The following is a 21,511-nucleotide window of genomic DNA, read 5'->3' as shown; positions in this document are numbered from 1 at the left end:
TAGCGTGGTGGCGTGCGCGCTCTGATCCGCGTGACGGCGTTCGTGGTGGTGCTGGCTCTGCTGGCTGCCTGTGGCGCGGACCGTCCGCCCGCTTCTCCATTCCCTGCTGCGACGGGCCGGGGCTCGTGCGCCGTCGATACCGAACGCGATGTCGGCGCCACCATGCGCGACGGCGTCGTCCTGCGCGCCGACGTCTATCGCCCTCGAACCGCTGAGCCGGTGCCGGTATTGCTGATGCGGACGCAGTACGGCAAGTCCGGGGCGCAGACGTCGCCGGAGCGCTACGAACCGCCGGATTGGTTCGCCTCGCACTGCTATCTCGTTGTCGTGCAGGACGTTCGGGGCCAGGGGAGCTCCGGCGGGGTGTTCAGTGAGTTCACCAATGACATGGCCGACGGCTACGACACCGTCGAATGGGCCGCCGGTCTGCCCGGCGCGAACGGCAAGGTGGCGATGTACGGATCGTCGTACGTCGGTGCGACGCAATGGCTTGCAGCGGTGACGGCGCCGCCGCATCTGGTGACGATCGCGCCCGCCAACACCGCGTCCGACTACTACGACGGCTGGACCTACGAGGGCGGCGAGTTCCGGCTGGCGTTCGTGCAGCCGTGGGCCATCGAGTCGATTGCGCTTGGCGCCGCGCAGAACCGCCGGGACGCCGAAGCCGAGCGGCTGTTGCGGGACGCCGGCGCCGATCCGACGCGATGGCTGAATTTCCGCCCACAGCAGGAGCTTCCGCCGATGCAGCCCCACAATCCGGCGGTGGCGCCGTGGTACTTCGACTGGGTTCGGCACAACACGCGCGACGCCTTCTGGCAGCAGGTCAGCATTCGCGACCGGTATCCGGCGGTGCGAATTCCGGTGCTGCACTTCGAGGGCTGGTACGACGCGTTCCTGGCCGGCGGTGTGGAGAACTTCGCCGGGATGGTGGCCCACGGTGGCAACGACTTCGCGCGTACGAACCAGCGTCTGGTCATCGGGCCGTGGGACCACGTCGCGTGGGGTCGAGCTGATTCCGAGCCCGCACCGATGCTCAAAGACATTGGAGCGGTGGGCAACAGCCCGATCAACGAGCTGATGCTGGCCTGGTTCGACCACTTCCTGAAGGGCGTCGACAACGGTGTGGCGGGCAAGCCGCGCGTCGACTACTTCACCATGGGTGTCAACGCCTGGAAGATGGCCGCCAATTGGCCACTGCCGCAGACGCAATGGATCAACTACTACCTCTCGGGCTCCGGCGGCATCGCGGACCGCGACGGCAAGCTGTTGCCGGTGCTGCCCGGACCACAACCGCCCGACACCTACACCTACGACCCGCTCAATCCGGCACCGAGCCTGGGTGGGCACTCGTGTTGTGGTGCGAAGTCCGGTCCGCAAGGGCCGTACGACCAGACGCCGGTCGAACAGCGATCCGATGTGCTGGTGTACACCGGCGACCCGGTGACCCGGGACACCGAGATCACCGGGGCGGCCACCGTCTCGCTGTGGGCCCAATCTTCAGCTGTGGATACCGATTTCACGGCCAAGCTGGTGGTGGTCAAGCCCGATGGGACGGCCGTCAACCTGAACAACGGCATCATCCGGGCGTCGTTCCGGGACTCGTTGTCGGCGCCGACGCCGATCGTCCCCGGCCAGCCGTACCAGTACCGCATCCAAATCTGGCCCACCAGTTACCAACTCAAGCCAGGGGACCGGGTGCGGGTCGAGATTTCCAGCAGCGACTACCCGCAGTTCGCGCCGAATCCCAACACCGGTGCGCCGTTCGGGCGGGATGCGGCGACCGTCGTTGCGACGCAGACCATCCTGCACGACGCCGCCCATCCGTCGTCGATCACGTTGCCGGTGATCGCGAACTGAGTCCGGCTAGCGACTGCAGTCCAGCGACACTGTGATGGTCCGTCGTACCACCACGCGGATGATCTGGTCCCGGTTGCCGGGGCCGTCCACCCGGATGAGCCGGGTCTGCTCCTGCGGGTTGCGGACGCTGGTCACCACGCACTGATCGAGCGGCGCGGTACCGACCCGGTCGACATTCACGTGGAATCCCTCGGCCTCCAGCTGGCCGATGGTGACAATCGCCGACTCGGCGGCTGCCGGCGCGGCGGGGGCCAGTACGGCAGCAGTGGTGGTGAGAGCTATGAGAGTTATTAGTGCAGTACGCATCTCAGGGTCCTTCCGGTCCTATACCCAATGACACGTAGGAGCGATGGAAAACGTTCGATTGTGTCCTGAAGGGGTTATCGGTGTGTTCGCCGTTTTCGTGACATTTGTCGGATCTGGCGGTAGACTCGAACATATGTTCGAACATATGGGTGTCGGGGCCGGCGGTGTGCTGGTTCACGATGCCTCCGTGGTCGATGCGGTGGTTCATTTCGCGCGGGTGTCGAATGTGGCGGAGTGCGGGAAGTTTCGGGCGATCGCTGATCTGGTGGCGTTGCGTGTCGATGACGAAGATGGCCGGCAGTGGTGGGCCTGTGATGGCTGGGATGCTGCGGTCGCCGAAGTCGGAGCGGCGCTGGGGATCGGGAAGCGCGAAGCGTCGGGGCAGTTGTCGATTGCGGTCGCGTTGCGGTTCCGGCTACCTCGGGTGGCGGCGGTGTTCGCCGATGGTGGGGTGTCGGCGCGGACGGTCGGGACGATCTGTTGGCGTACCCGCCTGGTGGAGGATCCCAATACGCTGGCGGTGATCGATGTTGCGTTGGCGGGGGCGTTGTCGGAGTGGGCGGGGTTGTCGCGCAAGAAGATTGAACGCAAGATCGACGGTTGGGTGCAGAAGTTCGACCCGGCCGCCGTTTTGAAGGTGCGCTCGGCCGCGCGCCGGCGTGGGGTCGGGGTCGGCAAGCCCGATGATGAGACCGGGGTGGCCTCGATCTGGGGTGCGCTGTTGGCCACCGATGCGGAGTTGCTGGATCGGGTGCTGAACGAGATGGCGCGGCAGGTGTGTGAGGACGATCCGCGGACGTTCGGGCAGCGGCGGGCTGACGCGTTGGGGGTGTTGGCGGCTCGTGGGGATCGGTTGGTGTGCCAGTGCGGCAATCCGGATTGCCCTGCGGCTGGGCCTGATGCCCGGGCGGCGGCGGTGGTGATTCATGTGCTCACCGATCGGCTGCCGGTGCCGGTGACGGATCCGCTGTTGCACGGGGATCCGGCCGCGCCTCCGACTGCGGCGCCAAATCAGCCCGCGCCTGAGCCGGTGTTCACGCCCGAGCCTGAGCCCGCACTCGTGAACGAGGCCGCGCCCGAGCCTGAGCCCGCGCCGGCGGATGACATGGCGCCCATGCCCACCCCTGAAGCTCATGCGGCGCACCCGCCGGTCCCGACTTCCGCTCCGACTTCTACCAAGCCCCCGGCGCCGGTATGCACCCCGGTCGGTTATGTCCTCGGCGGCGGTGTGGTGCCCCCGGCGGTGCTCGCCGATCTGGTGGCCCGGGGCGCGAAAGTGCGCACCGTCGCCTCGGCTGCGGATCTGGGCGAGGTGTCGCGGTACCGGCCGTCGGCGGCGATGGATGAGTTCGTCCGGGTGCGGGCCATGACATGCATGTTCCCGGGCTGCGATCAGCCCGCCACCGCTTCCGATATCGACCACACGATTCCGTGGCCGGTCGGGCCGACGCATCCGGGCAACCTGAGCCCGAAGTGCCGCAAACACCACCTGCTGAAAACGTTTTACGGCGGGCCGGATGGGTGGCAGGACCGTCAACAGCCTGACGGGACGATTGTGTGGATCGCACCCACCGGCCACACCTACATCAGCGTGCCCGAAAGCCGAATCCTGTTTCCCCGCACGGTCACCGACACCCCATTGCCGAACCCACCACCACAGGACACCGATCTGGACACCACCGCGGCTCCCGGCCGGGGCGTCATGATGCCCATCCGGCGCCGCACCCGCGCCCAGAACCAGGCCCAGCAGATCGCCTACGAACGCGCCCTCAACCAAGCCGATATCGACGAGCGCGAAGCCGCCCAAGAAGCCTTCGCCCGCCGGCGCAAAGAACGCCAAGAACGCGAAGCCGCAGAAGCCGCAGAAGCCGCGGCGGCCGCCGAATCAGCAGAGCAACAAGACATCCCACCGCCACTGTAACTGCGGCGTGAATACCCCTGAAAAGGCATGACTTTCAGGGGTATTCACGCGTGTCGCTCACGGGTAGAGGGCTACTTCACCCCGATGACGCCAGCCAGCAGCTGACTGTAGGTCAAGCGTCCGAGGAGTTGGAAGCAGGCATCCGATTCCGTATGAAGTTGGACCAAAACGTTTTTGGTGCCTCGCTCGTACCAATACACTTCCCACCTACCTTCAGGTGATTGCTCAACAGACCACGCGTAGTCCGCATGTCCACCGAGCGCGACTGTCGCAGGTGAGATGCCGATCGATTCCAGAGCTCTCGCCAATTCGGTGAGCGTCACGTTTGGTCTCCTTGGGTCATAGGTGGTCGCGGCGACTCGGGTCGTTGTCCGTCGATAGTGGGACGCTCGGCTGTTGACACAATTCGGCAGAATGGGCTCGTGGAGGACACCGAACTATTGTCGGAGTGGGCCGCAAGGGCAGGGATGCTGCTTCGGCTTCATGCCTCAGACACTCAGGTCGTCCACGGCTGGGCCGGCATGGAGATCGGATATGAAGTCCGGCGTGATGGCACCGGGTATCTCGTAGTGAAAACAGACCGCGGAAATGCCTCGACGCGCGGTCGATTCGACAATCTTTCGGACGCCGACGCATACGTCCTGATGTGTTTGGGGAGCATTTGGCGTGCTGATCATGGGTTGGGCGACATCTTGCCAGCTGGCGCGGCCGAAGGCTTGAGGCCGAAGCATGACGCTTTTGGGTGGTCTGTGGGAGTCGCTGGCCGCAGAGCTGTGTTCACCCATGAGTCCGATGCAGACCGGTACACCCACGTCGCCGGGAAGGGTCTGTGCAACGTCGCAGCCCTCATGCAGGCGTGAGAATCACTTACCGGAGTCCGGCTGTGCCGCACGAATACGTTCCATCTGTACCGCGGCGGGCAGTGCGCTCGAGAGCTGGAATGGTGCCGAGCCGTCCTTCGGAACGACTATTGGTCCGTTGCCGACGAGAATTGCGTTCGCATCATCATCTTCGATGAATGCTCGACTTTGGTATCCCTGCACCCACCAAAATTCGTAGTCGACGGGTTCTCCGGCCAGTACGCAGGGCACGCCTCCGTTGGCCTTATTTTCGGCGAGAATTGCTTCCACGATGACCTTGGCTCGCTCAGCATCGATACCGATTTCAGCCATGCTTGGTCACGACTGATCGCATATGTGGCACGTCGTTCAACGTAGCGCTCACCTCTACCGCGCACCCGGAAGCCGCAGGCATGACGGTCGAAGGACTCTGAGCTGATATCGATCAGGTCGCGGACTTAGAAGGACCGCGTGCGGCCCCGTCTTCGATCGGGTCAGGCTCGTCGAGTGGTGGGACGTCTTGGCCGTCGAGCACTTTGCACAGACGGTCTTTGTCGAGCTGCCCCTCCCAATTGGCCACCACGAAGGTTGCGACACAGTTGCCCAGCAAGTTCACCGAGACGCGCATCGAGTCCATGATGCGGTCGGCGCCCAGGAGCAGGGCCACCGCGGCGACCGGGATGGCGCCGTGGCCGATGGCGGCGACGGTCGCTGACAGCGCGAGGAATGAGGACCCGGGAACGCCGGCCATGCCCTTGGACGTCAGCATCAGTACCAGCACCGCGGTGATCTGCTCACCCAGGCTCAGGTTCACGCCCAATGCCTGGGCCAGGAACAGCACACAGATCGAGAGGTAGAGGGTCGCTCCGTCGAGATTGAACGAGTAGCCCGTCGGCACCACCAGACCCGTTGTGGTGCGTGAACATCCGGCATTGGTCAGCTTGGCCATGATGCGCGGCAGCACAACCTCGGTGGAAGCGGTGCCGAGCGCAAGGAACAGCTCGTCCTTGATGTACACGACGAACTTCCACAGGTTCACTCCCGCGAAGACCTTCGCAACGACCGCGAGCACCACGATGAACAAGACGGCGGCGAGGTAGCAAGCGCCGATCAGTTTGGCGAAACTGCTCAGGGAGCCGATGCCGTACTGGCCGATGATGTAGGCCATCGCCCCGAAGGCGCCGATGGGCGCCAGTCGCATCACCCAGCCGATGACCGTGAAGAACACGTGGCTCAGATGGTCGACGATCTCGAGGATGACGGGCGGGCCCTTCTCGCCGAACTTTGCCAACGCCAGCCCGAACAGGACGGCGAAGAACAGGACCTGGAGCAGGTTGTTCTCAGTGAACGCCTTGAACACCGACTCGGGGATGATGTTCAGCAGAAAATCGACGGTGTGCGGCAGCTCTTTGTTCTGGGTCTTCTTCGCGATCGCGTCGGCCCCGGACGCCAGCGTGGCGGCGTCGACGTGGAAACCGGCCCCGGGTTTGACGATGTTGCCGACGACCAGCCCGAAGAGCAGCGCGAAGGTGGTCACCGCCTCGAAGTAGATCAACGCTTTCACGCCGATCCGGCCGACGGACTTGAGGTCGCCGACGTGCGCAATGCCCAGCACGACGGTGCAGAAGATGATCGGCGCGATCAGCATCTTGATCAGCTTGATGAAGCCGTCGGCGAGCGGCTTGAGGTCGGCGCCGACCTTGGGCTGCAGCCAGCCGACGAGGATGCCGGCGACGATCGCGACGAGCAGCTGCACGAAAAGCGACGTGTACCAAGGAGGCTTGTTCGCGAGCCGGATCATCTCGCTTTTGGGCGGTTGCATGGTGGTCGCCATCGCGCGAAAGTACTGATCGGGCGTCACCGCGCGATTTCTGCGATGTTTCTGTGACGTCGCGCATGAGATATATCGAATCCAGCAATTAGTCTCGCCACGTGCTGATCGCAATCGAAGGCGTCGATGGTGCGGGGAAGAACACGCTGACCCAGGGTCTGCGGGCGCAGTTCGAGGCCCGCGGGAAGTCGGTGACCACCGTGGCGTTCCCGCGGTACGGCCGCTCGGTCGAGGCGGATATCGCCGCCGAGGCGCTCCATGGCCGGCACGGCGACCTCGCCGATTCGGTGTACGCCATGGCGATGCTGTTCGCGCTCGACCGCGCGGGCGCCAAGGCCGAGATCGCCGCATTGAACGACGCGCACGATGTTGTGATCCTCGACCGCTACGTTGCGTCCAACGCCGCCTACAGCGCGGCCCGGCTGCATCAGGGGGCGGGCGGGGACGTCGTCGCCTGGGTGCGGGAGTTGGAGTTCGAGCGGTTGGCGCTGCCGGTGCCGGACTGGCAGCTCTATCTCAATGTGCCGACCGATCTCGCCGCAGAGCGGGCGGCACGCCGGGAAGCTCAGGACGCGACGCGAACCCGCGACGCCTACGAGCGCGACGGTGGCCTGCAGGGCCGCACGGCCGCGGTGTACACCGCGCTCGCGGCCGAAAACTGGGTCGGCCGTTGGGCTTTGGTCGCCCCGGACGTCGACCCGGGGGAGCTGGCCACAACGCTGCTGGGGTGATCTGGCCGCCTCGTCTACCAGCGAGTTGTCAGGTAAGAGGCAAAACACCCATCGGAGATCACAGCTTTATCGCGATCTGGTGACACCATGGACGCCATGAGGCAACGCATTCTGGTCGTCGACGACGACCCATCTCTGGCCGAGATGCTCACCATCGTGCTGCGGGGCGAAGGCTTCGACACCGCCGTCATCGGTGACGGCAGCCAGGCGCTGACCGCGGTCCGCGAGCTGCGCCCGGATCTGGTGCTGTTGGACCTCATGCTGCCCGGAATGAACGGCATCGACGTGTGCCGTGTGCTGCGCGCCGACTCTGGCGTGCCGATCGTCATGCTGACCGCCAAGACCGACACGGTCGACGTGGTGCTGGGCCTGGAGTCCGGCGCCGACGACTACGTCATGAAGCCCTTCAAGCCGAAGGAGCTGGTGGCGCGGGTGCGGGCGCGGTTGCGCCGCAACGACGACGAGCCGGCAGAGATGCTGTCCATCGCCGACGTCGACATCGACGTGCCGGCCCACAAGGTGACCCGCCAGGGTGAGCAGATTTCGCTGACTCCGCTGGAGTTCGACCTGCTCGTGGCCCTCGCCCGGAAGCCGCGCCAGGTCTTCACTCGTGACGTGCTGCTCGAACAGGTGTGGGGCTACCGCCACCCGGCAGACACCCGCCTGGTGAACGTCCACGTGCAGCGGCTGCGGGCCAAGGTCGAGAAGGACCCGGAGAACCCGCAGGTGGTGCTCACCGTTCGAGGAGTGGGATACAAGGCCGGACCGCCGTGATCGGACGGCTCGTCAAGCCCGAGCCTGAGACCGTAGGGCGCCGGTGATCTGGGGATCCCGACGGCGTATCCGTGGCGGTTTCGGCTCGGGCGCTTTCGTGCGCGGGCTGGGCGCTGTCGGCCGGGTGGTCGGCTATGCCTGGCGCCGCTCGCTGCAACTGCGCGTGGTCTCCCTGACGCTGGGGTTGTCCCTTGCCGTCATCCTCGTGCTGGGTTTCGTGCTGACCAGCCAGATCACCGACCGCATCCTCGAAGCCAAGGTCCGCGCCGGCACCGAAGAGGTCGAGCACGCCCGCACGACGGTGAGCGGCATCGTCGGCGGCGAGGAGACGCGCTCGCTGAACAGCAGCCTGCAGCTGGCACGCAACACCCTCATCGACCGCAAGGTCGATTCGGGCTCGCGGCTGGCCGGTGCGTTCGACGCGGTGCTGGTGGTACCGGGTGACGGTCCGCGCGCGGCCACATCGGCCGGGCCGGTGGGCGAGATTCCGAACTCGTTGCGCGACTTCGTCAAAGCGGGCCAGGTCAGCTACCAGTACGCGACCGTCCACACCGACGGATTCTCCGGTCCCGCGCTGATCGTCGGCAGCCCGACCTCGTCGCAGGTCACCAACCTCGAGCTGTACCTGATCTTTCCGCTGGGCAACGAAGAGAGCACCATCGCGCTGGTGCGCGGCACCATGGCCACCGGTGGCATCGTGCTGCTGGGTCTGCTCGCCGCCATCGCGCTGCTGGTGGCCCGGCAGATCGTGCTGCCGGTGCGGTCGGCGTCGCGCATCGCCGAGCGGTTCGCCGAGGGACACCTCACCGAGCGCATGCCCGTACGCGGTGAGGACGACATGGCGCGTCTGGCGGTGTCGTTCAACGACATGGCCGAGAGCCTGCATAAGCAGATCACCCAGCTCGAAGAGTTCGGAAACCTGCAGCGCCGCTTCACCTCTGACGTCAGCCACGAGCTGCGGACGCCGCTGACGACGGTCCGCATGGCCGCGGACCTCATCTACGACCACAGCGAGGAACTCGACCCGGCGCTGCGGCGCTCGACGGAGTTGATGGTCAACGAACTCGACCGCTTCGAGACACTGCTGGCCGATCTGCTGGAAATCTCCCGGCACGACGCCGGTGTGGCCGAACTGTCGGTGGAATCGGTCGACCTGCGCGACACCGTGCAGAGCGCGCTCGACAACGTCGGCCACCTGGCCGACGACGCAAACATCAAACTCGCCGTGCACCTTCCGGACGAGGCCGTCATCGCCGAGGTGGATCCGCGCCGCGTCGAGCGGATCCTGCGCAACCTCATCGCCAACGCGATCGACCATGCGGAGAAGAAGCCCGTTCAGATCAAGATGGCCGCCGATGTGGATACCGTGGCAGTGACGGTCCGCGATTTCGGCGTGGGTCTGCGACCGGGCGAGGAGAAGATGGTGTTCAGCCGGTTCTGGCGCTCTGACCCCTCGCGGGTGCGGCGCTCCGGCGGCACCGGCCTCGGCCTGGCCATCAGCATCGAGGATGCCCGCCTGCACCAGGGCCGGCTGGAAGCCTGGGGCGAACCCGGCCACGGCGCCTGCTTCCGGCTCACGCTGCCGCTGGTGCGCGGCCACAAGGTGACCACCAGCCCGCTGCCTCTCAAACCCACTGGGCCCAAATCGGTTACGGCTCTCTCGTCCGGCGAGCTGCCCGCGGGGGACCCATCATGAGAGGGGCACTGGCGCTCTGCGCAGTGCTGATGCTGGTCCTGACGGGGTGCGCCGGCGTGCCCAGTTCGTCGGCGCCGCAGGCCGTGGGCACCGTCGACCGGCCGGCGCCGCGCAACCTGCCGACGCCGTCACCCGGCATGGATCCCGACCTGCTGCTGCGCGAATTCCTCAAAGCCACCGCCGATCCCGCGAACCGGCACCTGGCGGCACGCCAGTTCCTCACCGAATCGGCATCCCGCTCGTGGGACGACGCCGGCAGTGCCCTGCTGATCGACCGCGTCGTGTTCGTGGAAACCCGTGGCACGGACAAGGTTTCGGTGACGATGCACGCCGACATCCTGGGCTCGCTGTCGGACGTCGGGGTGTTCGAGACGGGGGAGGGCGCGCTGCCCGACCCAGGCCCCATCGATCTGGTGAAGACGCCGCGGGGCTGGCGCATCGACAAGCTGCCCAACGGGGTGTTCCTGGATTGGCAACAGTTCCAGTCCACCTACAAACGCGACACGCTGTACTTCGTCGACCCGACCGGCAAGACCGTCGTGCCCGACCCGCGCTACGTCGCAGTGTCCGACCCGGACCAGCTCGCCACCGAACTCGTCACCAAGCTGCTGTCCGGGCCGCGGCCCGAGATGGCAAGCAGCGTACGGAATCTGATGGCCGCACCGCTCCGGTTGCGGGGTCCGGTGACCCGTGCCGACGGCGGCAAGACCGGTGTCGGCCGCGGCTACGGCGGCGCCCGCATCGACCTCGAGAGCCTGTCGACCACCGACCCGCACAGCCGGCAACTACTTGCGGCGCAGATCATCTGGACGCTGTTCCGGGCCGGGGTCAACGGCCCGTACGTGATCAACGCCGACGGCGCCGCCCTCGACGACCGCTTCGCCGAAGGCTGGAACACCTCCGACGTCGCGGCCACCGACCCTGGTGCCGACCCCGGCGCCGCGGCCGGACTGCATGCTCTGGCCGGGGGATCGCTGGTATCGCTGGAAGGTGACAACGCGCCGCGGGTCGCCGGGGCGTTCGGCCAACTGCCGGGCCAGACCTCGGCGGCGTTGTCGCGCAGCGGGCAGGAGGTCGCCTCGGTGGTGACGCTGCGGCCCGGTGCCCCGGACATGGCGCAGTCGCTGTGGGTGGGTCCGGTCAACGGCGACGCCGCACAGGCGCTCGACGCGCACACGCTGTCGCGTCCCAGCTGGTCGCTCGACGACGCCATCTGGATCGTCGTCGACGGCGCCAACGTCGTGCGCGCGATCCAGGAGGCGGCGTCAGGCCAACCCGCCCGCATTCCTGTCGACTCGTCGGCAGTGGCCACCAAATTCCCCGGTCCGATCAGCGCGCTGCAGTTGTCGCGGGACGCCACCCGCGCCGCGATGGTGATCAACGGCCAGGTGATCCTGGCCAGCGTCGAGCAGCGTGAGGGCGGCCAGCTCGCGCTCACCTATCCACGCCGGCTCGGTTTCGGCCTGGGCAACACGGCGCTGTCGCTGTCCTGGCGCACCGGCGACGACATCGTCGTGACCCGCACCGACGGCGCGCACCCCGTGTCGTACGTCAACCTCGACGGCGTGAACTCCGACGGGCCCACCCGGAACCTGGTCGTCCCGGTGTCGACCGTTGCCGCGAACACCTCGACGGTGTACCTCGCCGACCAACGTGGCGTGCTCCAGCTGTCGGGTTCGGCAGCGGACAACAACCTCATGTGGACCGATGTCCGGCCGCTGATGGTCGCGGGCGCACTGCCCGTGCTTCCTGGCTGAATCAATCTGTCGTACCCCCGCGCCATGCTGGCCTCATGCTCGACCTCGTCCTGCCCGTCGAATGCGGTGGCTGCGGTGCGCCGTCGACCCGCTGGTGCCCCGCCTGCGCGGCGGAACTGACCGTCCGCCCCGACGAGCCGCACGTCGTCTCGCCGCGGGAGGACCCCGGCGTCCCGGTGTTCGCGCTCGGGCGCTACGCCGGGGCCAGAAGGCGGGCCGTCGTCGGGCTCAAAGAACATGGCCGCACCGATGTCGTCGCACCGCTCGCCGACGCCGTCGCCGCGGCGCTGCGCACGCTGATCGTCTGGGGCCTGATCGTGCCGCCGCTGACGGTGGTGCCCGCGCCGACCCGCAGCCTGGCGGCCCGGCGCCGCGGCGGCGACCCCGTCGCGAAGATCGCCCGCGCCGCGGCCGCAGCTCTTCCGGGCGTCACGGTCGAACCGGCGTTGGCCATGCGGGCCTTCACCCGTGACTCCGTCGGCCTTTCCAGTGCGCAACGACAGCGCAACATCCGCGGCCGGGTTCGACAGCGTGCACCGGTGGTGGGGGAGGCCATCGTGTTCGACGATGTGGTGACGACGGGGACGACGGCGGCCGAGGCCGTTCGGGTCCTGCAAACATCCGGAGCACAGGTGGCGGCGGTGCTCGCAATAGCACACGCGTGAGCCTCGAGACGGCACGACACGGCCGGAGCAGTACCTACATCAACTCGATATGAAGTTCTCAAAACCGGTATGCGAAATCGGTGGCACGACTAGGTGAACTCGGACTACCGTCGGCTGCAACCACCCGTGAAGCCTCACGGCGGTACCGACATATTCACTCGGTACCAAATCGCTGACAGCGGTAGGAGGTGAGTAGTCAACACCTTGCGCCGGGCTGCGGCGACTTGCAGACCCGCTCGGCGCGTAGTTCAGACCGTGTGCAAGAAGAGCCACACGTGCACTGCGAGAGAGAAGCGAGTTGCTAAGCATGACAACCCAATCCGTGGATTCTGCCCGCTCGACCATGTTTGCCGACGACACCGAGCCTGCGCCCGAACCGCACGCCGACGTCGTCGTCAAGGGCCGCAACGTCGAGGTCCCCGAACACTTCCGCATCTACGTTTCCGAGAAGCTCGCTCGATTGGAGCGCTTCGATCGCACCATCTACCTGTTCGATGTCGAACTCGACCACGAGAAGAACCGGCGCCAGCGCAAGAACTGCCAGCATGTCGAGATCACGGCACGCGGCCGCGGGCCGGTCGTTCGTGGCGAAGGCTGTGCGGACAGCTTCTATGCGGCCCTCGAATCGGCCGTCGGCAAACTCGAGAACCGCCTCCGGCGCAGCAAGGACCGCCGCAAGATTCACTATGGCGACAAGACCCCGGTGAGTCTTGCCGAGGCCACGTCCATCGTCCCGCCCGAGGACCTGCCGGCGCTGTCGAACGAGACGGCCGCCGCCGAGGTCGACGACCACATTCCGGGTCAGGTGGTCCGGGTCAAGGAGCACCCGGCCAACCCGATGACGGTCGACGACGCGCTGTACGAGATGGAGCTGGTCGGACACGACTTCTTCCTGTTCCACGACAAGGAGAGCGACCGGCCGTCTGTGGTCTACCGCAGACACGCCTACGACTACGGATTGATCCGCCTGTCCTGAATTTCCAGTGATGCGCCCCCGGCTGAACCGCCGGGGGCGCACTCTTATCTGCCGATTCCCCCGGTCACCTACGATGGTCAGGTCTAACCCGCTGACGTATATCCGTTCCAGACCCACAGGGGAAAAGCGTGCTGTCGAAGTTGCTCCGCATCGGTGAAGGTCGCATGGTCAAGCGCCTGCAAAAGGTCGCCGCCTATGTCAACACCTTGTCCGATGACGTCGAGAAGCTGTCCGACGACGAGCTGCGCGGCAAAACCGAAGAATTCAAGAAGCGCATCGCCGACGGCGAATCGCTCGACGACCTGCTGCCCGAAGCCTTCGCCGTTGCCCGCGAGGCGGCCTGGCGTGTGCTGGACCAGCGCCACTTCGACGTCCAGGTGATGGGCGGCGCCGCGCTGCACTACGGCAACGTCGCCGAGATGAAGACCGGTGAGGGCAAGACCCTGACCTGTGTGCTCCCGGCCTACCTCAATGCCCTTTCGGGCAAGGGCGTGCACGTCGTCACCGTCAACGACTACCTGGCCAAGCGCGACAGCGAGTGGATGGGCCGTGTGCACCGCTTCCTCGGCCTGGAGGTCGGGGTCATCCTGTCGCAGCTGACGCCGGAAGAACGTCGCGCCGCGTACAACGCCGACATCACCTACGGCACCAACAACGAGTTCGGCTTCGACTACCTGCGCGACAACATGGCGCACTCGGTCGACGACATGGTGCAGCGCGGCCACAACTTCGCCATCGTCGACGAGGTCGACTCGATCCTCATCGACGAGGCCCGTACCCCGCTGATCATCTCGGGCCCGGCCGACGGCGCATCGAACTGGTACACCGAGTTCGCGCGCATCGCGCCGCTGATGGAGAAGGACGTCCACTACGAGGTCGACATCCGCAAGCGCACCATCGGTGTGCACGAGGCCGGTGTGGAGTTCGTCGAGAACCAGCTCGGCATCGACAACCTCTACGAGGCCGCCAACTCACCGCTGGTCAGCTACCTGAACAACGCCATCAAGGCCAAGGAACTGTTCCAGCGCGACAAGGACTACATCGTCCGCGACGGCGAGGTCGTCATCGTCGACGAGTTCACCGGCCGCGTGCTGGTCGGCCGCCGCTACAACGAGGGCATGCACCAGGCCATCGAGGCCAAGGAGCACGTCGAGATCAAGGCCGAGAACCAGACCCTGGCCACCATCACGCTGCAGAACTACTTCCGTCTCTACGACAAGTTGTCCGGTATGACCGGTACGGCCGAGACCGAGGCCGCTGAGCTGCACGAGATCTACAAGCTGGGCGTGGTGCAGATCCCCACCAACCGGCCCATGATCCGCCAGGACCAGTCCGACCTGATCTACAAGACCGAAGAGGCCAAGTACATCGCCGTCGTCGACGATGTGCAGGAGCGCTACGAGAAGGGCCAGCCGGTCCTGATCGGTACCACCAGCGTGGAGCGGTCGGAGTACCTGTCCAAGCAGTTCACCAAGCGCCGCATCCCGCACAACGTGCTCAACGCCAAGTACCACGAGCAGGAAGCGAACATCATCGCCGAGGCCGGCCGGCTGAAGGCCGTCACGGTCGCCACCAACATGGCCGGTCGCGGGACCGACATCGTGTTGGGCGGCAACGTCGACTTCATCGCCGACGCGCGGCTGCGCAAGCGTGGCCTGGACCCCGTCGAGACGCCCGACGAGTACGAGGCGGCCTGGCACGAGGAGCTGCCCAAGGTCAAGGAGCTGGTCGAGGAAGAGGCCAAGAAGGTCCGCGAGGTCGGTGGTCTGTACGTGCTGGGCACCGAGCGCCACGAGTCCCGCCGTATCGACAACCAGCTGCGCGGTCGCTCCGGCCGTCAGGGTGACCCGGGCGAGTCCCGGTTCTTCCTGTCGCTGTCCGACGAGCTGATGCGCCGGTTCAACGGCGCCACCCTCGAGGCGCTGCTGACCCGCCTGAACCTGCCGGACGACGTGCCGATCGAGGCCAAGATGGTGACCCGCGCGATCAAGAGCGCGCAGACCCAGGTCGAGCAGCAGAACTTCGAGGTCCGCAAGAACGTCCTCAAGTACGACGAGGTGATGAACCAGCAGCGCAAGGTCATCTACCGCGAGCGCCGGGCGATCCTCGAGGGTGAGGACGTGCAGGACACGGCCCACAAGATGCTGGTCGACGTCATCACCGCCTACGTCGACGGCGCCACCGCCGAGGGCTATGCCGAGGACTGGGATCTGGCCAAGTTGTGGGACGCGCTCAAGACGCTGTACCCGGTGGGTCTGGACTACCACAACCTGATCGACTCCGATGCTGTCGGTGAGCCGGGCGAGCTGACCCAGGAAGAGCTGCGCGACGCGCTGATCGCCGACGCCGAAAAGGCTTACGCCAAGCGCGAAGCCGACCTGGAGGCCATCGCCGGTCCCGGTGCCATGCGGCAGCTGGAACGCAGCGTCCTGCTGAACGTCATCGACCGCAAGTGGCGCGAGCACCTCTATGAGATGGACTACCTCAAGGAGGGCATCGGCCTGCGGGCCATGGCGCAGCGCGACCCGCTGGTCGAGTACCAGCGCGAGGGCTTCGACATGTTCACGGGCATGCTCGAAGGGTTGAAGGAGGAGTCGGTCGGCTTCCTGTTCAACGTGCAGGTCGAGGCTCAGCAGGCGCCGCAGGTGGCTCCGGTCGCCGCGCCGCAGGGGCTCGCGCAGTTCGCCGCGGAGGCCGAGCAGAACGCCGCCCAAGAGCAGGCCGCGCCGGCCGCGTTGCGCGCCAAGGGAATTGAGGACAAGGCCCCGGCCATGACCTACAGCGGCCCGGCCGAGGACGGGTCCGCGGAGGTTCGTCGCGAGGGCGGCCGGCACGCAGCGGGCCCGGGCTCACGCCGGGAACGTCGTGAGGCCGCGCGCAAGCAGAAGCGGCGCTGACCCGCTCAACCCAGCTGCAGGGCCACGAATTGCCAACGCCCGCCGAGTATTTCGATGCGTCCGGCGGCGGCATGCAGTCGTGGCCCGCGGCTGAAGGTGGCGAACACCTCGACGGCCGTGGGTGACCCGTCCTGTTCGCGGGCGGTGCGTAGCCGCACCCGGCGCAGCGCGGCGGTGCCGTCGGTCCTGGTGCGGCGGGGCCATGACGACATGGCGTCGAACAGCGTGGCGGTGACCAGCGGGCGCACTTGCGCCATCGGCCGCCGGCGGTCGCTGACCTCCAGGACCCGGCGCAGTGCGGCGTCGGCGAACATCAGTGCGGCGCTGGGCGGCGCGACCTCGAGCGGCGACCCGACAGCGGATCCGGTGGCGCAATCCGGTTCGGGATCGGCCACCACCTGTAGCCGGTTGGGGACACGGACCGGCGTGCCCGTCTCGATCGGCGCGGGCTCGTAGTCGACGATCGGCACCGTCAGGTCGACGTCGATGCGGGTCGATGCGGTCATGAAATCTCTCCAGCGGTCGGTCCGGTGCATGAGGCGCATCTGCTGGAGAGTCGCAGACCGCTAAATCATCGCACCGGTTTCACCAGGTGCTCGACGCCAATTCGCCGATCCGGTGCTGCGGGTGACCGGTCCCGGGGATACCGTGACGGGGTCGTTCAGGAGGTGAAGGGGGAGCGGCTGCATGGTGACCCGGTTGTCGGCGTCGGACGCGTCGTTCTACGGGCTGGAAGACTCATCGACACCCATGTACGTCGGGACGCTGTCCATCTTGCGGCGACCGCGGGCCGGCCTGAGCTACGAGACGCTGCTGGCGACCGTCGAGGCCAGGCTCCCGCAGATTCCGCGCTACCGGCAGAAGGTCCGCGAGGTCACGCTGGGCCTGGCCCGGCCGGTCTGGGTCGACGACCGCGACTTCGACATCACCTATCACATCCGGCGCTCGGCGCTGCCGTCTCCGGGCAGTGATGCCCAGCTCCACGATCTGGTGGCCCGGCTGGGCTCGCGGCCGCTGGACAAGACGCGGCCGCTGTGGGAGATGTGCCTTGTCGAAGGGCTCTCCGACAATCGCCTGGCGATCTACACCAAGACCCACCAGGCGCTCGTCAACGGCATGACGGCGCTGGAGATCGGGCACGTCATCGCCGACCGGACCCAGAAGCCCCCCGAGTTCGGCGAGGACATCTGGATCCCGGGCCGCGAGCCCAGCGATGCCTCGCTGCTGCTGGGCGCCATCGGGGAGTGGATCACGCGCCCGACGGCGCAGTTGGCCGCCGTGCAGTCGGCGGCGGCGGACATGATCTCGAGCACCGAACAGTTCGTCGAGGCCGGCCGGCGGGTCATCGACATGGCGCGCACGCTGGTGCGGGGTACCGCCCCGAGCAGCCCGCTGAACGCCACCGTGTCCCGCAACCGGCGGTTCACCGTCGCCAAGCATGAGCTGGAGGAGTACCGCCAGCTGCGGACGCGCTTCGACTGCGACGTCAACGACGTGGTGCTGGCGGTGGTGACGGGCGCGCTGCGGAACTGGCTGATGTCCCGCGGTCAGTCGGTGTCGACGGGGCTGACGGTGCGGGCCATGGCGCCGATGTCGGTGTATCCCGAAACCGACCACCTCGAGACCGCCGGCCCGGGGCAGGCGATCAGCGAGGTGACGCCGTTCCTGGTCGACCTGCCGGTGGGCGAGAACAACGCGCTCGTGCGGCTGTCCCAGATCGCGCACGCCACCGAGACGCAGGCCACCACGACCACTCCGGTCGACGCGCGCACCATCGTCACGCTGTCGGGTTTCGCGCCGCCGACATTGCACGCCATGGGCACCCGGGTCGCGACGAGTTTCCCGGCGCGGCAGTTCAACCTGTTGATCACCAACGTGCCGGGCGCGCAGAAGCAGATGTACGTCGCGGGCACCAAGCTGCTGGACACCTACGCGGTGCCACCGCTGCTGAACAATCAGGTGCTGGCGCTCGGCATCACGTCGTACAACGGCAGCCTGTACTACGGCATCAACGCCGACCGCGAGGCCATGAGCGACGTCGACGTGTTCCCCAGCCTGCTGCGCGAAGCGCTCGACGAGCTGCGGGAGACGGCGCGCTGATCGCTTAGAGTGCCCTGGTGCGCGTCTACATTCCGGCGACCCTGGCCATGCTCACGCAACTCGTGGCAGACGGGGTGATGCCGGCCCGCAGCGGTACCGCGTTCGCGGTGACCCCGACCCTGCGTGAGGCGTACGCGCACGGCGACGAGGACGAGCTGGGCGAGATCGCGCTGCAGGAAGCGGCACTGGCGTCGCTGCGGCTACTGGCCGGCGAAGGGGTCGGCGCGGACGCCGGCTTGCCGCCGCGGCGGGCGGTGCTGGTGGCCGAGGCCGAGGGTGTGACGGTGCGCCCCGATCTGGACGACGCCGTGGTGCGTCTGGCCGGGCCGGTCAAGCTGGCCGATGTGATCGCGGCGTACGTCGACAACTCGGCGGCCGAGCCGGCGGTGCTTGCTGCGGTGGCCGTCGTGGACGCTGCCGACCTCGGCGACGAGGACGCCGAGCTCACCGTCGGAGATGCGCAGGATCATGATCTGGCGTGGTACGCCGCTCAAGAGTTACCGTTCTTGTTGGAGCTGCTGTAGCCCTTGCGCTTCGCCTGCAGGGGTAGCTACTTGAGCGTAGGTTACGGTACCGTAGGTTAGGACGACCAACCGAGCGGGAGTGAACGTGGCCAAGAACACCATCAAGGTCTCGGCCAATGTGGTCGACACGGTGCGGCCCACGGTGGCCGGCGCCAAGGAGCGACCGGGCTGGCACGCGCTGCGCACGCTCGTCGGGCGCATCACCACACCACTGTTGCCGGACGACTACCTCAAGCTGGTCAATCCGCTGTGGTCGGCACGGGAGCTGCGCGGCAAGGTCGTCGACGTGCGCCGGGAGACCGAGGATTCGGCAACCCTGGTGATCAAGCCGGGCTGGGGATTCTCCTTCGATTACCACCCGGGGCAGTACATCGGCATCGGTCTGCTGGTCGACGGCCGCTGGCGGTGGCGTTCGTACTCGCTGACGTCGAGCCCGGTGGAATCGCGCGGTGACCACACCATCACCATCACCGTGAAGGCCATGCCCGAGGGCTTCCTGTCGACCCACCTGGTCGGTGGCGTGGCGCCCGGCACCATCGTGCGGCTGGCCGCGCCGCAGGGCGAGTTCGTCATGCCGGACCCCGCGCCGGGCAAGGTGTTGTTCCTGACCGCCGGCTCGGGCATCACCCCGGTGATGTCGATGCTGCGCACCCTGGCGCGCCGGGACCAGATCACCGACATCGTCCACCTGCACTCGGCCCCGACGGCGGCCGACGTCATCTTCGCCGATGAGCTGGCGAAGCTGGCCAAGGATCACCCGAGCTACCAGTTGCGCGTGCGGGCCACCCGTACCGAGGGGCGCCTCGATCTGGCCAAGCTGGACGAGGAAGTCGCCGACTGGCGGACGCGCGAAGCGTGGGCGTGCGGCCCGGAGGCCATGCTGCACGACGCCGAGCGTGAATACGAGGCAGCGGGACTCGGGGTGCGGCTGCACCTGGAGCGCTTCGCGGCATCGCGGGCTGCGGTCGAGGGCACCGGTGGTTCGGTGACGTTCGAGCGCAGCGGAAAGACCGTCGTCGCCGATGCGGCGACATCGCTGATGGAGGCCGGTGAACAGGCGGGCGTGCAGATGCCGTTCGGCTGCCGGATGGGTATCTGTCAGTCCTGCGTGGTGGGTTTGCTGGAGGGGCACGCGCGAGATCTGCGGACCGGAGAGGAACGGGAACCCGGAAGTCGGGTGCAGACGTGCGTTTCGGCTGCGGCCGGCGACTGCGTGCTGGATATTTAACAAAACCGCAGATCTGGGAAATATAGAATTTGCTGTCTAGCAACCTACGGTTGAGTAGGTTACGCTAGCGTAGGTAACTGGAAGGAGGTCGATATGGCAGTCACTGACGTACCTGAGTTCGCGCACCTGACCGAAGCCGATATCGAGGCTCTGGGCGTTGAGCTGGACGCGATCCGGCAAGACATCGAAGAATCCCGCGGCGTCCGCGACGCCCGGTACATCCGCCGCACCATCGCGGCACAACGTGCTCTCGAAGTAGCCGGCCGCCTGCTGCTGTTGCGCAGCTCGAAGCGGGCGTACTGGTGGGCCGGGGCAAGCACCCTGGGCGTGGCCAAGATCATCGAGAACATGGAGATCGGCCACAACGTCATGCACGGCCAGTGGGACTGGATGAACGATCCCGAGATTCACTCCTCGACGTGGGAGTGGGACATGAACGGGGTCTCCAAGCACTGGCGGTTCACCCACAACTTCATGCACCACAAGTACACGAACATCCTCGGGATGGACGACGATGTGGGCTACGGTCTGCTGCGCGTCACTCGTGACATCAAGTGGAAGCCGCACCACCTCTTCAACCTCGGGTTCAACACCGTCCTGGCGTTGCTGTTCGAGTGGGGCGTCGGTCTGCAGCACCTGGAGCTCGGCAAGATCTTCAAGGGCCGCGACGACCGCAAGGCGACCATGGTCCGCGTGCGTGAGTTCAGCACCAAGGCCGTGCACCAGCTGACCAAGGACTATGTCGCGTACCCCGCGCTCACGTCTTTGTCCCCGGGTGCCACGTACAAGTCGACGATGAAGGCCAACTTCCTGGCCAACGTCATCCGCAACGTGTGGGCCAACGCGGTGATCTTCTGCGGCCATTTCCCCGATGGCGCAGAGAAGTTCACCAAGACCGACATGGTCGGCGAGTCCAAGGGCGAGTGGTACCTGCGCCAGATGCTGGGCAGTGCCAACTTCAACTCGGGCCCGGTGCTGCGCTTCATGAGCGGCAACCTGAGCCACCAGATCGAGCATCACCTGTACCCGGACCTGCCCAGCAACCGGCTGTACGAGATCTCGATCCGCGTTCGGGCGCTGTGCGAGAAGTACGACCTGCCCTACACCACCGGGAACTTCCTGGTGCAGTACGGCAAGACGTGGCGCACCATCGCCAAGCTGTCGGTGCCGGACAAGTATCTGATCGACACCGTCGACGATGCCCCGGAGACCCGCAGCGAGCGGATGTTCGTCGAGCTCGACGAGAGCTTCGGCGCCATCGACCCGGCGACCGGCAACAAGCGCGGTCTGAAGACGGCCATCGCCACCGTGCGTGGCCGCCGCCGTCGGGCCAAGCGCGCCGCCGCCGCCTAGCAAGTCTCGTGAAAACCCCCAAAACCACCAGGTTTTGGGGGTTTTCGCGTTTTCTT

General features: G+C 66.6%; 18 protein-coding genes. 13 read left to right on the top strand and 5 right to left on the bottom strand.

The window, feature by feature from the left end; genetic code table 11:
• Window positions 1–12 precede the first annotated feature (12 nt).
• A complete protein-coding gene (locus ACZ5IQ_RS20950; RefSeq protein WP_464480204.1) occupies window positions 13–1,857 on the top strand; it encodes a CocE/NonD family hydrolase in 1,845 nt (614 codons plus the stop codon).
• Window positions 1,858–1,863: 6 nt separating this feature from the next.
• Here ACZ5IQ_RS20950 and ACZ5IQ_RS20945 read toward each other — a convergent pair whose 3' ends face one another.
• Window positions 1,864–2,163, bottom strand: coding sequence for a hypothetical protein (locus tag ACZ5IQ_RS20945; protein ID WP_212806589.1), 300 nt, complete (start codon window positions 2,161–2,163; stop codon window positions 1,864–1,866).
• Between the two features lie 133 nt (window positions 2,164–2,296).
• On the opposite strand from ACZ5IQ_RS20945, the gene ACZ5IQ_RS20940 reads away from it, so the two are divergent.
• A complete protein-coding gene (locus ACZ5IQ_RS20940; protein WP_464480203.1) occupies window positions 2,297–4,084 on the top strand; it encodes an HNH endonuclease signature motif containing protein in 1,788 nt (595 codons plus the stop codon).
• A 71-nt stretch (window positions 4,085–4,155) separates the two neighbouring features.
• Here the strand turns inward: ACZ5IQ_RS20940 and ACZ5IQ_RS20935 are convergent, their stop codons facing one another.
• From ACZ5IQ_RS20935 to dctA, 3 genes are all read right to left on the bottom strand, one after another.
• The gene (locus ACZ5IQ_RS20935) at window positions 4,156–4,407 is read right to left on the bottom strand and encodes a hypothetical protein (RefSeq protein ID WP_464480202.1); all 252 of its coding nucleotides are present in this window, start codon (window positions 4,405–4,407) and stop codon (window positions 4,156–4,158) included.
• A gap of 540 nt (window positions 4,408–4,947) precedes the next feature.
• Complete coding sequence (locus ACZ5IQ_RS20930) at window positions 4,948–5,256, bottom strand: YrhB domain-containing protein (RefSeq protein WP_464480201.1); 309 nt, start codon at window positions 5,254–5,256, stop codon at window positions 4,948–4,950.
• Between the two features lie 112 nt (window positions 5,257–5,368).
• Window positions 5,369–6,757 (bottom strand): C4-dicarboxylate transporter DctA, encoded by a 1,389-nt coding sequence (dctA, locus tag ACZ5IQ_RS20925; protein ID WP_464480200.1) that lies wholly within the window; start codon window positions 6,755–6,757, stop codon window positions 5,369–5,371.
• A gap of 98 nt (window positions 6,758–6,855) precedes the next feature.
• Here dctA and ACZ5IQ_RS20920 point away from each other — a divergent pair, with 98 nt between their 5' ends.
• The 7 genes from ACZ5IQ_RS20920 to secA all read left to right on the top strand — a co-directional run bounded on the left by ACZ5IQ_RS20920 (window position 6,856) and on the right by secA (window position 16,250).
• A complete protein-coding gene (locus ACZ5IQ_RS20920; RefSeq protein ID WP_406801411.1) occupies window positions 6,856–7,485 on the top strand; it encodes a dTMP kinase in 630 nt (209 codons plus the stop codon).
• A gap of 87 nt (window positions 7,486–7,572) precedes the next feature.
• Entirely contained in the window at window positions 7,573–8,259 is a 687-nt protein-coding gene (mtrA, locus tag ACZ5IQ_RS20915) for a two-component system response regulator MtrA (protein WP_020102929.1), read from the top strand.
• A 43-nt stretch (window positions 8,260–8,302) separates the two neighbouring features.
• Complete coding sequence (mtrB, locus tag ACZ5IQ_RS20910; RefSeq protein WP_464480199.1) at window positions 8,303–9,955, top strand: MtrAB system histidine kinase MtrB; 1,653 nt, start codon at window positions 8,303–8,305, stop codon at window positions 9,953–9,955.
• Window positions 9,952–11,712, top strand: coding sequence for an MtrAB system accessory lipoprotein LpqB (gene lpqB, locus ACZ5IQ_RS20905; RefSeq protein WP_212806583.1), 1,761 nt, complete (start codon window positions 9,952–9,954; stop codon window positions 11,710–11,712). The genes mtrB and lpqB overlap by 4 nt, the downstream gene beginning before the upstream one ends.
• A gap of 35 nt (window positions 11,713–11,747) precedes the next feature.
• Window positions 11,748–12,377: a ComF family protein gene (locus tag ACZ5IQ_RS20900; protein WP_464480198.1), complete on the top strand. Its 630-nt coding sequence runs from the start codon at window positions 11,748–11,750 to the stop codon at window positions 12,375–12,377.
• 343 nt (window positions 12,378–12,720) lie between these two features.
• Window positions 12,721–13,353, top strand: a complete 633-nt coding sequence (gene hpf / locus ACZ5IQ_RS20895) for a ribosome hibernation-promoting factor, HPF/YfiA family (RefSeq protein WP_464481496.1) — start codon at window positions 12,721–12,723, stop codon at window positions 13,351–13,353.
• A gap of 128 nt (window positions 13,354–13,481) precedes the next feature.
• Entirely contained in the window at window positions 13,482–16,250 is a 2,769-nt protein-coding gene (secA, locus tag ACZ5IQ_RS20890) for a preprotein translocase subunit SecA (protein WP_346416453.1), read from the top strand.
• A gap of 5 nt (window positions 16,251–16,255) precedes the next feature.
• Here secA and ACZ5IQ_RS20885 read toward each other — a convergent pair whose 3' ends face one another.
• Window positions 16,256–16,756, bottom strand: a complete 501-nt coding sequence (locus tag ACZ5IQ_RS20885) for an Rv3235 family protein (RefSeq protein WP_318984102.1) — start codon at window positions 16,754–16,756, stop codon at window positions 16,256–16,258.
• A gap of 181 nt (window positions 16,757–16,937) precedes the next feature.
• Between ACZ5IQ_RS20885 and ACZ5IQ_RS20880 the strand changes: the two genes are divergently transcribed.
• The 4 genes from ACZ5IQ_RS20880 to ACZ5IQ_RS20865 all read left to right on the top strand — a co-directional run bounded on the left by ACZ5IQ_RS20880 (window position 16,938) and on the right by ACZ5IQ_RS20865 (window position 21,455).
• Window positions 16,938–18,350 (top strand): WS/DGAT/MGAT family O-acyltransferase, encoded by a 1,413-nt coding sequence (locus tag ACZ5IQ_RS20880; RefSeq protein ID WP_318984103.1) that lies wholly within the window; start codon window positions 16,938–16,940, stop codon window positions 18,348–18,350.
• Between the two features lie 14 nt (window positions 18,351–18,364).
• Complete coding sequence (locus ACZ5IQ_RS20875; RefSeq protein WP_464481495.1) at window positions 18,365–18,874, top strand: DUF6912 family protein; 510 nt, start codon at window positions 18,365–18,367, stop codon at window positions 18,872–18,874.
• Window positions 18,875–18,959: 85 nt separating this feature from the next.
• Window positions 18,960–20,102 carry a ferredoxin reductase gene (locus tag ACZ5IQ_RS20870; protein WP_464480197.1) on the top strand — a complete coding sequence of 381 codons (1,143 nt, stop codon included), beginning with the start codon at window positions 18,960–18,962 and terminating at the stop codon, window positions 20,100–20,102.
• 93 nt (window positions 20,103–20,195) lie between these two features.
• Window positions 20,196–21,455 carry a fatty acid desaturase family protein gene (locus ACZ5IQ_RS20865; RefSeq protein WP_346416450.1) on the top strand — a complete coding sequence of 420 codons (1,260 nt, stop codon included), beginning with the start codon at window positions 20,196–20,198 and terminating at the stop codon, window positions 21,453–21,455.
• Window positions 21,456–21,511: the final 56 nt, after the last annotated feature.

The sequence above is a fragment of the Mycobacterium toneyamaense genome (assembly GCF_055384815.1).
Note: the sequence above shows the minus strand (reverse complement) of the source record. Positions and strands in the feature narration are given on the sequence as shown.

Coding starts and splice junctions, on each gene's coding strand:
- ACZ5IQ_RS20945 (WP_212806589.1), bottom strand. CDS start 2,163: ATGCGTACTGCACTAATAACTCTCATAGCTCTCACCACCACTGCTGCC.
- dctA (WP_464480200.1), bottom strand. CDS start 6,757: ATGGCGACCACCATGCAACCGCCCAAAAGCGAGATGATCCGGCTCGCG.
- mtrA (WP_020102929.1), top strand. CDS start 7,573: ATGGACGCCATGAGGCAACGCATTCTGGTCGTCGACGACGACCCATCT.
- ACZ5IQ_RS20940 (WP_464480203.1), top strand. CDS start 2,297: ATGTTCGAACATATGGGTGTCGGGGCCGGCGGTGTGCTGGTTCACGAT.
- ACZ5IQ_RS20885 (WP_318984102.1), bottom strand. CDS start 16,756: ATGACCGCATCGACCCGCATCGACGTCGACCTGACGGTGCCGATCGTC.
- hpf (WP_464481496.1), top strand. CDS start 12,721: ATGTTTGCCGACGACACCGAGCCTGCGCCCGAACCGCACGCCGACGTC.
- ACZ5IQ_RS20930 (WP_464480201.1), bottom strand. CDS start 5,256: ATGGCTGAAATCGGTATCGATGCTGAGCGAGCCAAGGTCATCGTGGAA.
- ACZ5IQ_RS20865 (WP_346416450.1), top strand. CDS start 20,196: ATGGCAGTCACTGACGTACCTGAGTTCGCGCACCTGACCGAAGCCGAT.
- ACZ5IQ_RS20880 (WP_318984103.1), top strand. CDS start 16,938: ATGGTGACCCGGTTGTCGGCGTCGGACGCGTCGTTCTACGGGCTGGAA.
- ACZ5IQ_RS20900 (WP_464480198.1), top strand. CDS start 11,748: ATGCTCGACCTCGTCCTGCCCGTCGAATGCGGTGGCTGCGGTGCGCCG.
- lpqB (WP_212806583.1), top strand. CDS start 9,952: ATGAGAGGGGCACTGGCGCTCTGCGCAGTGCTGATGCTGGTCCTGACG.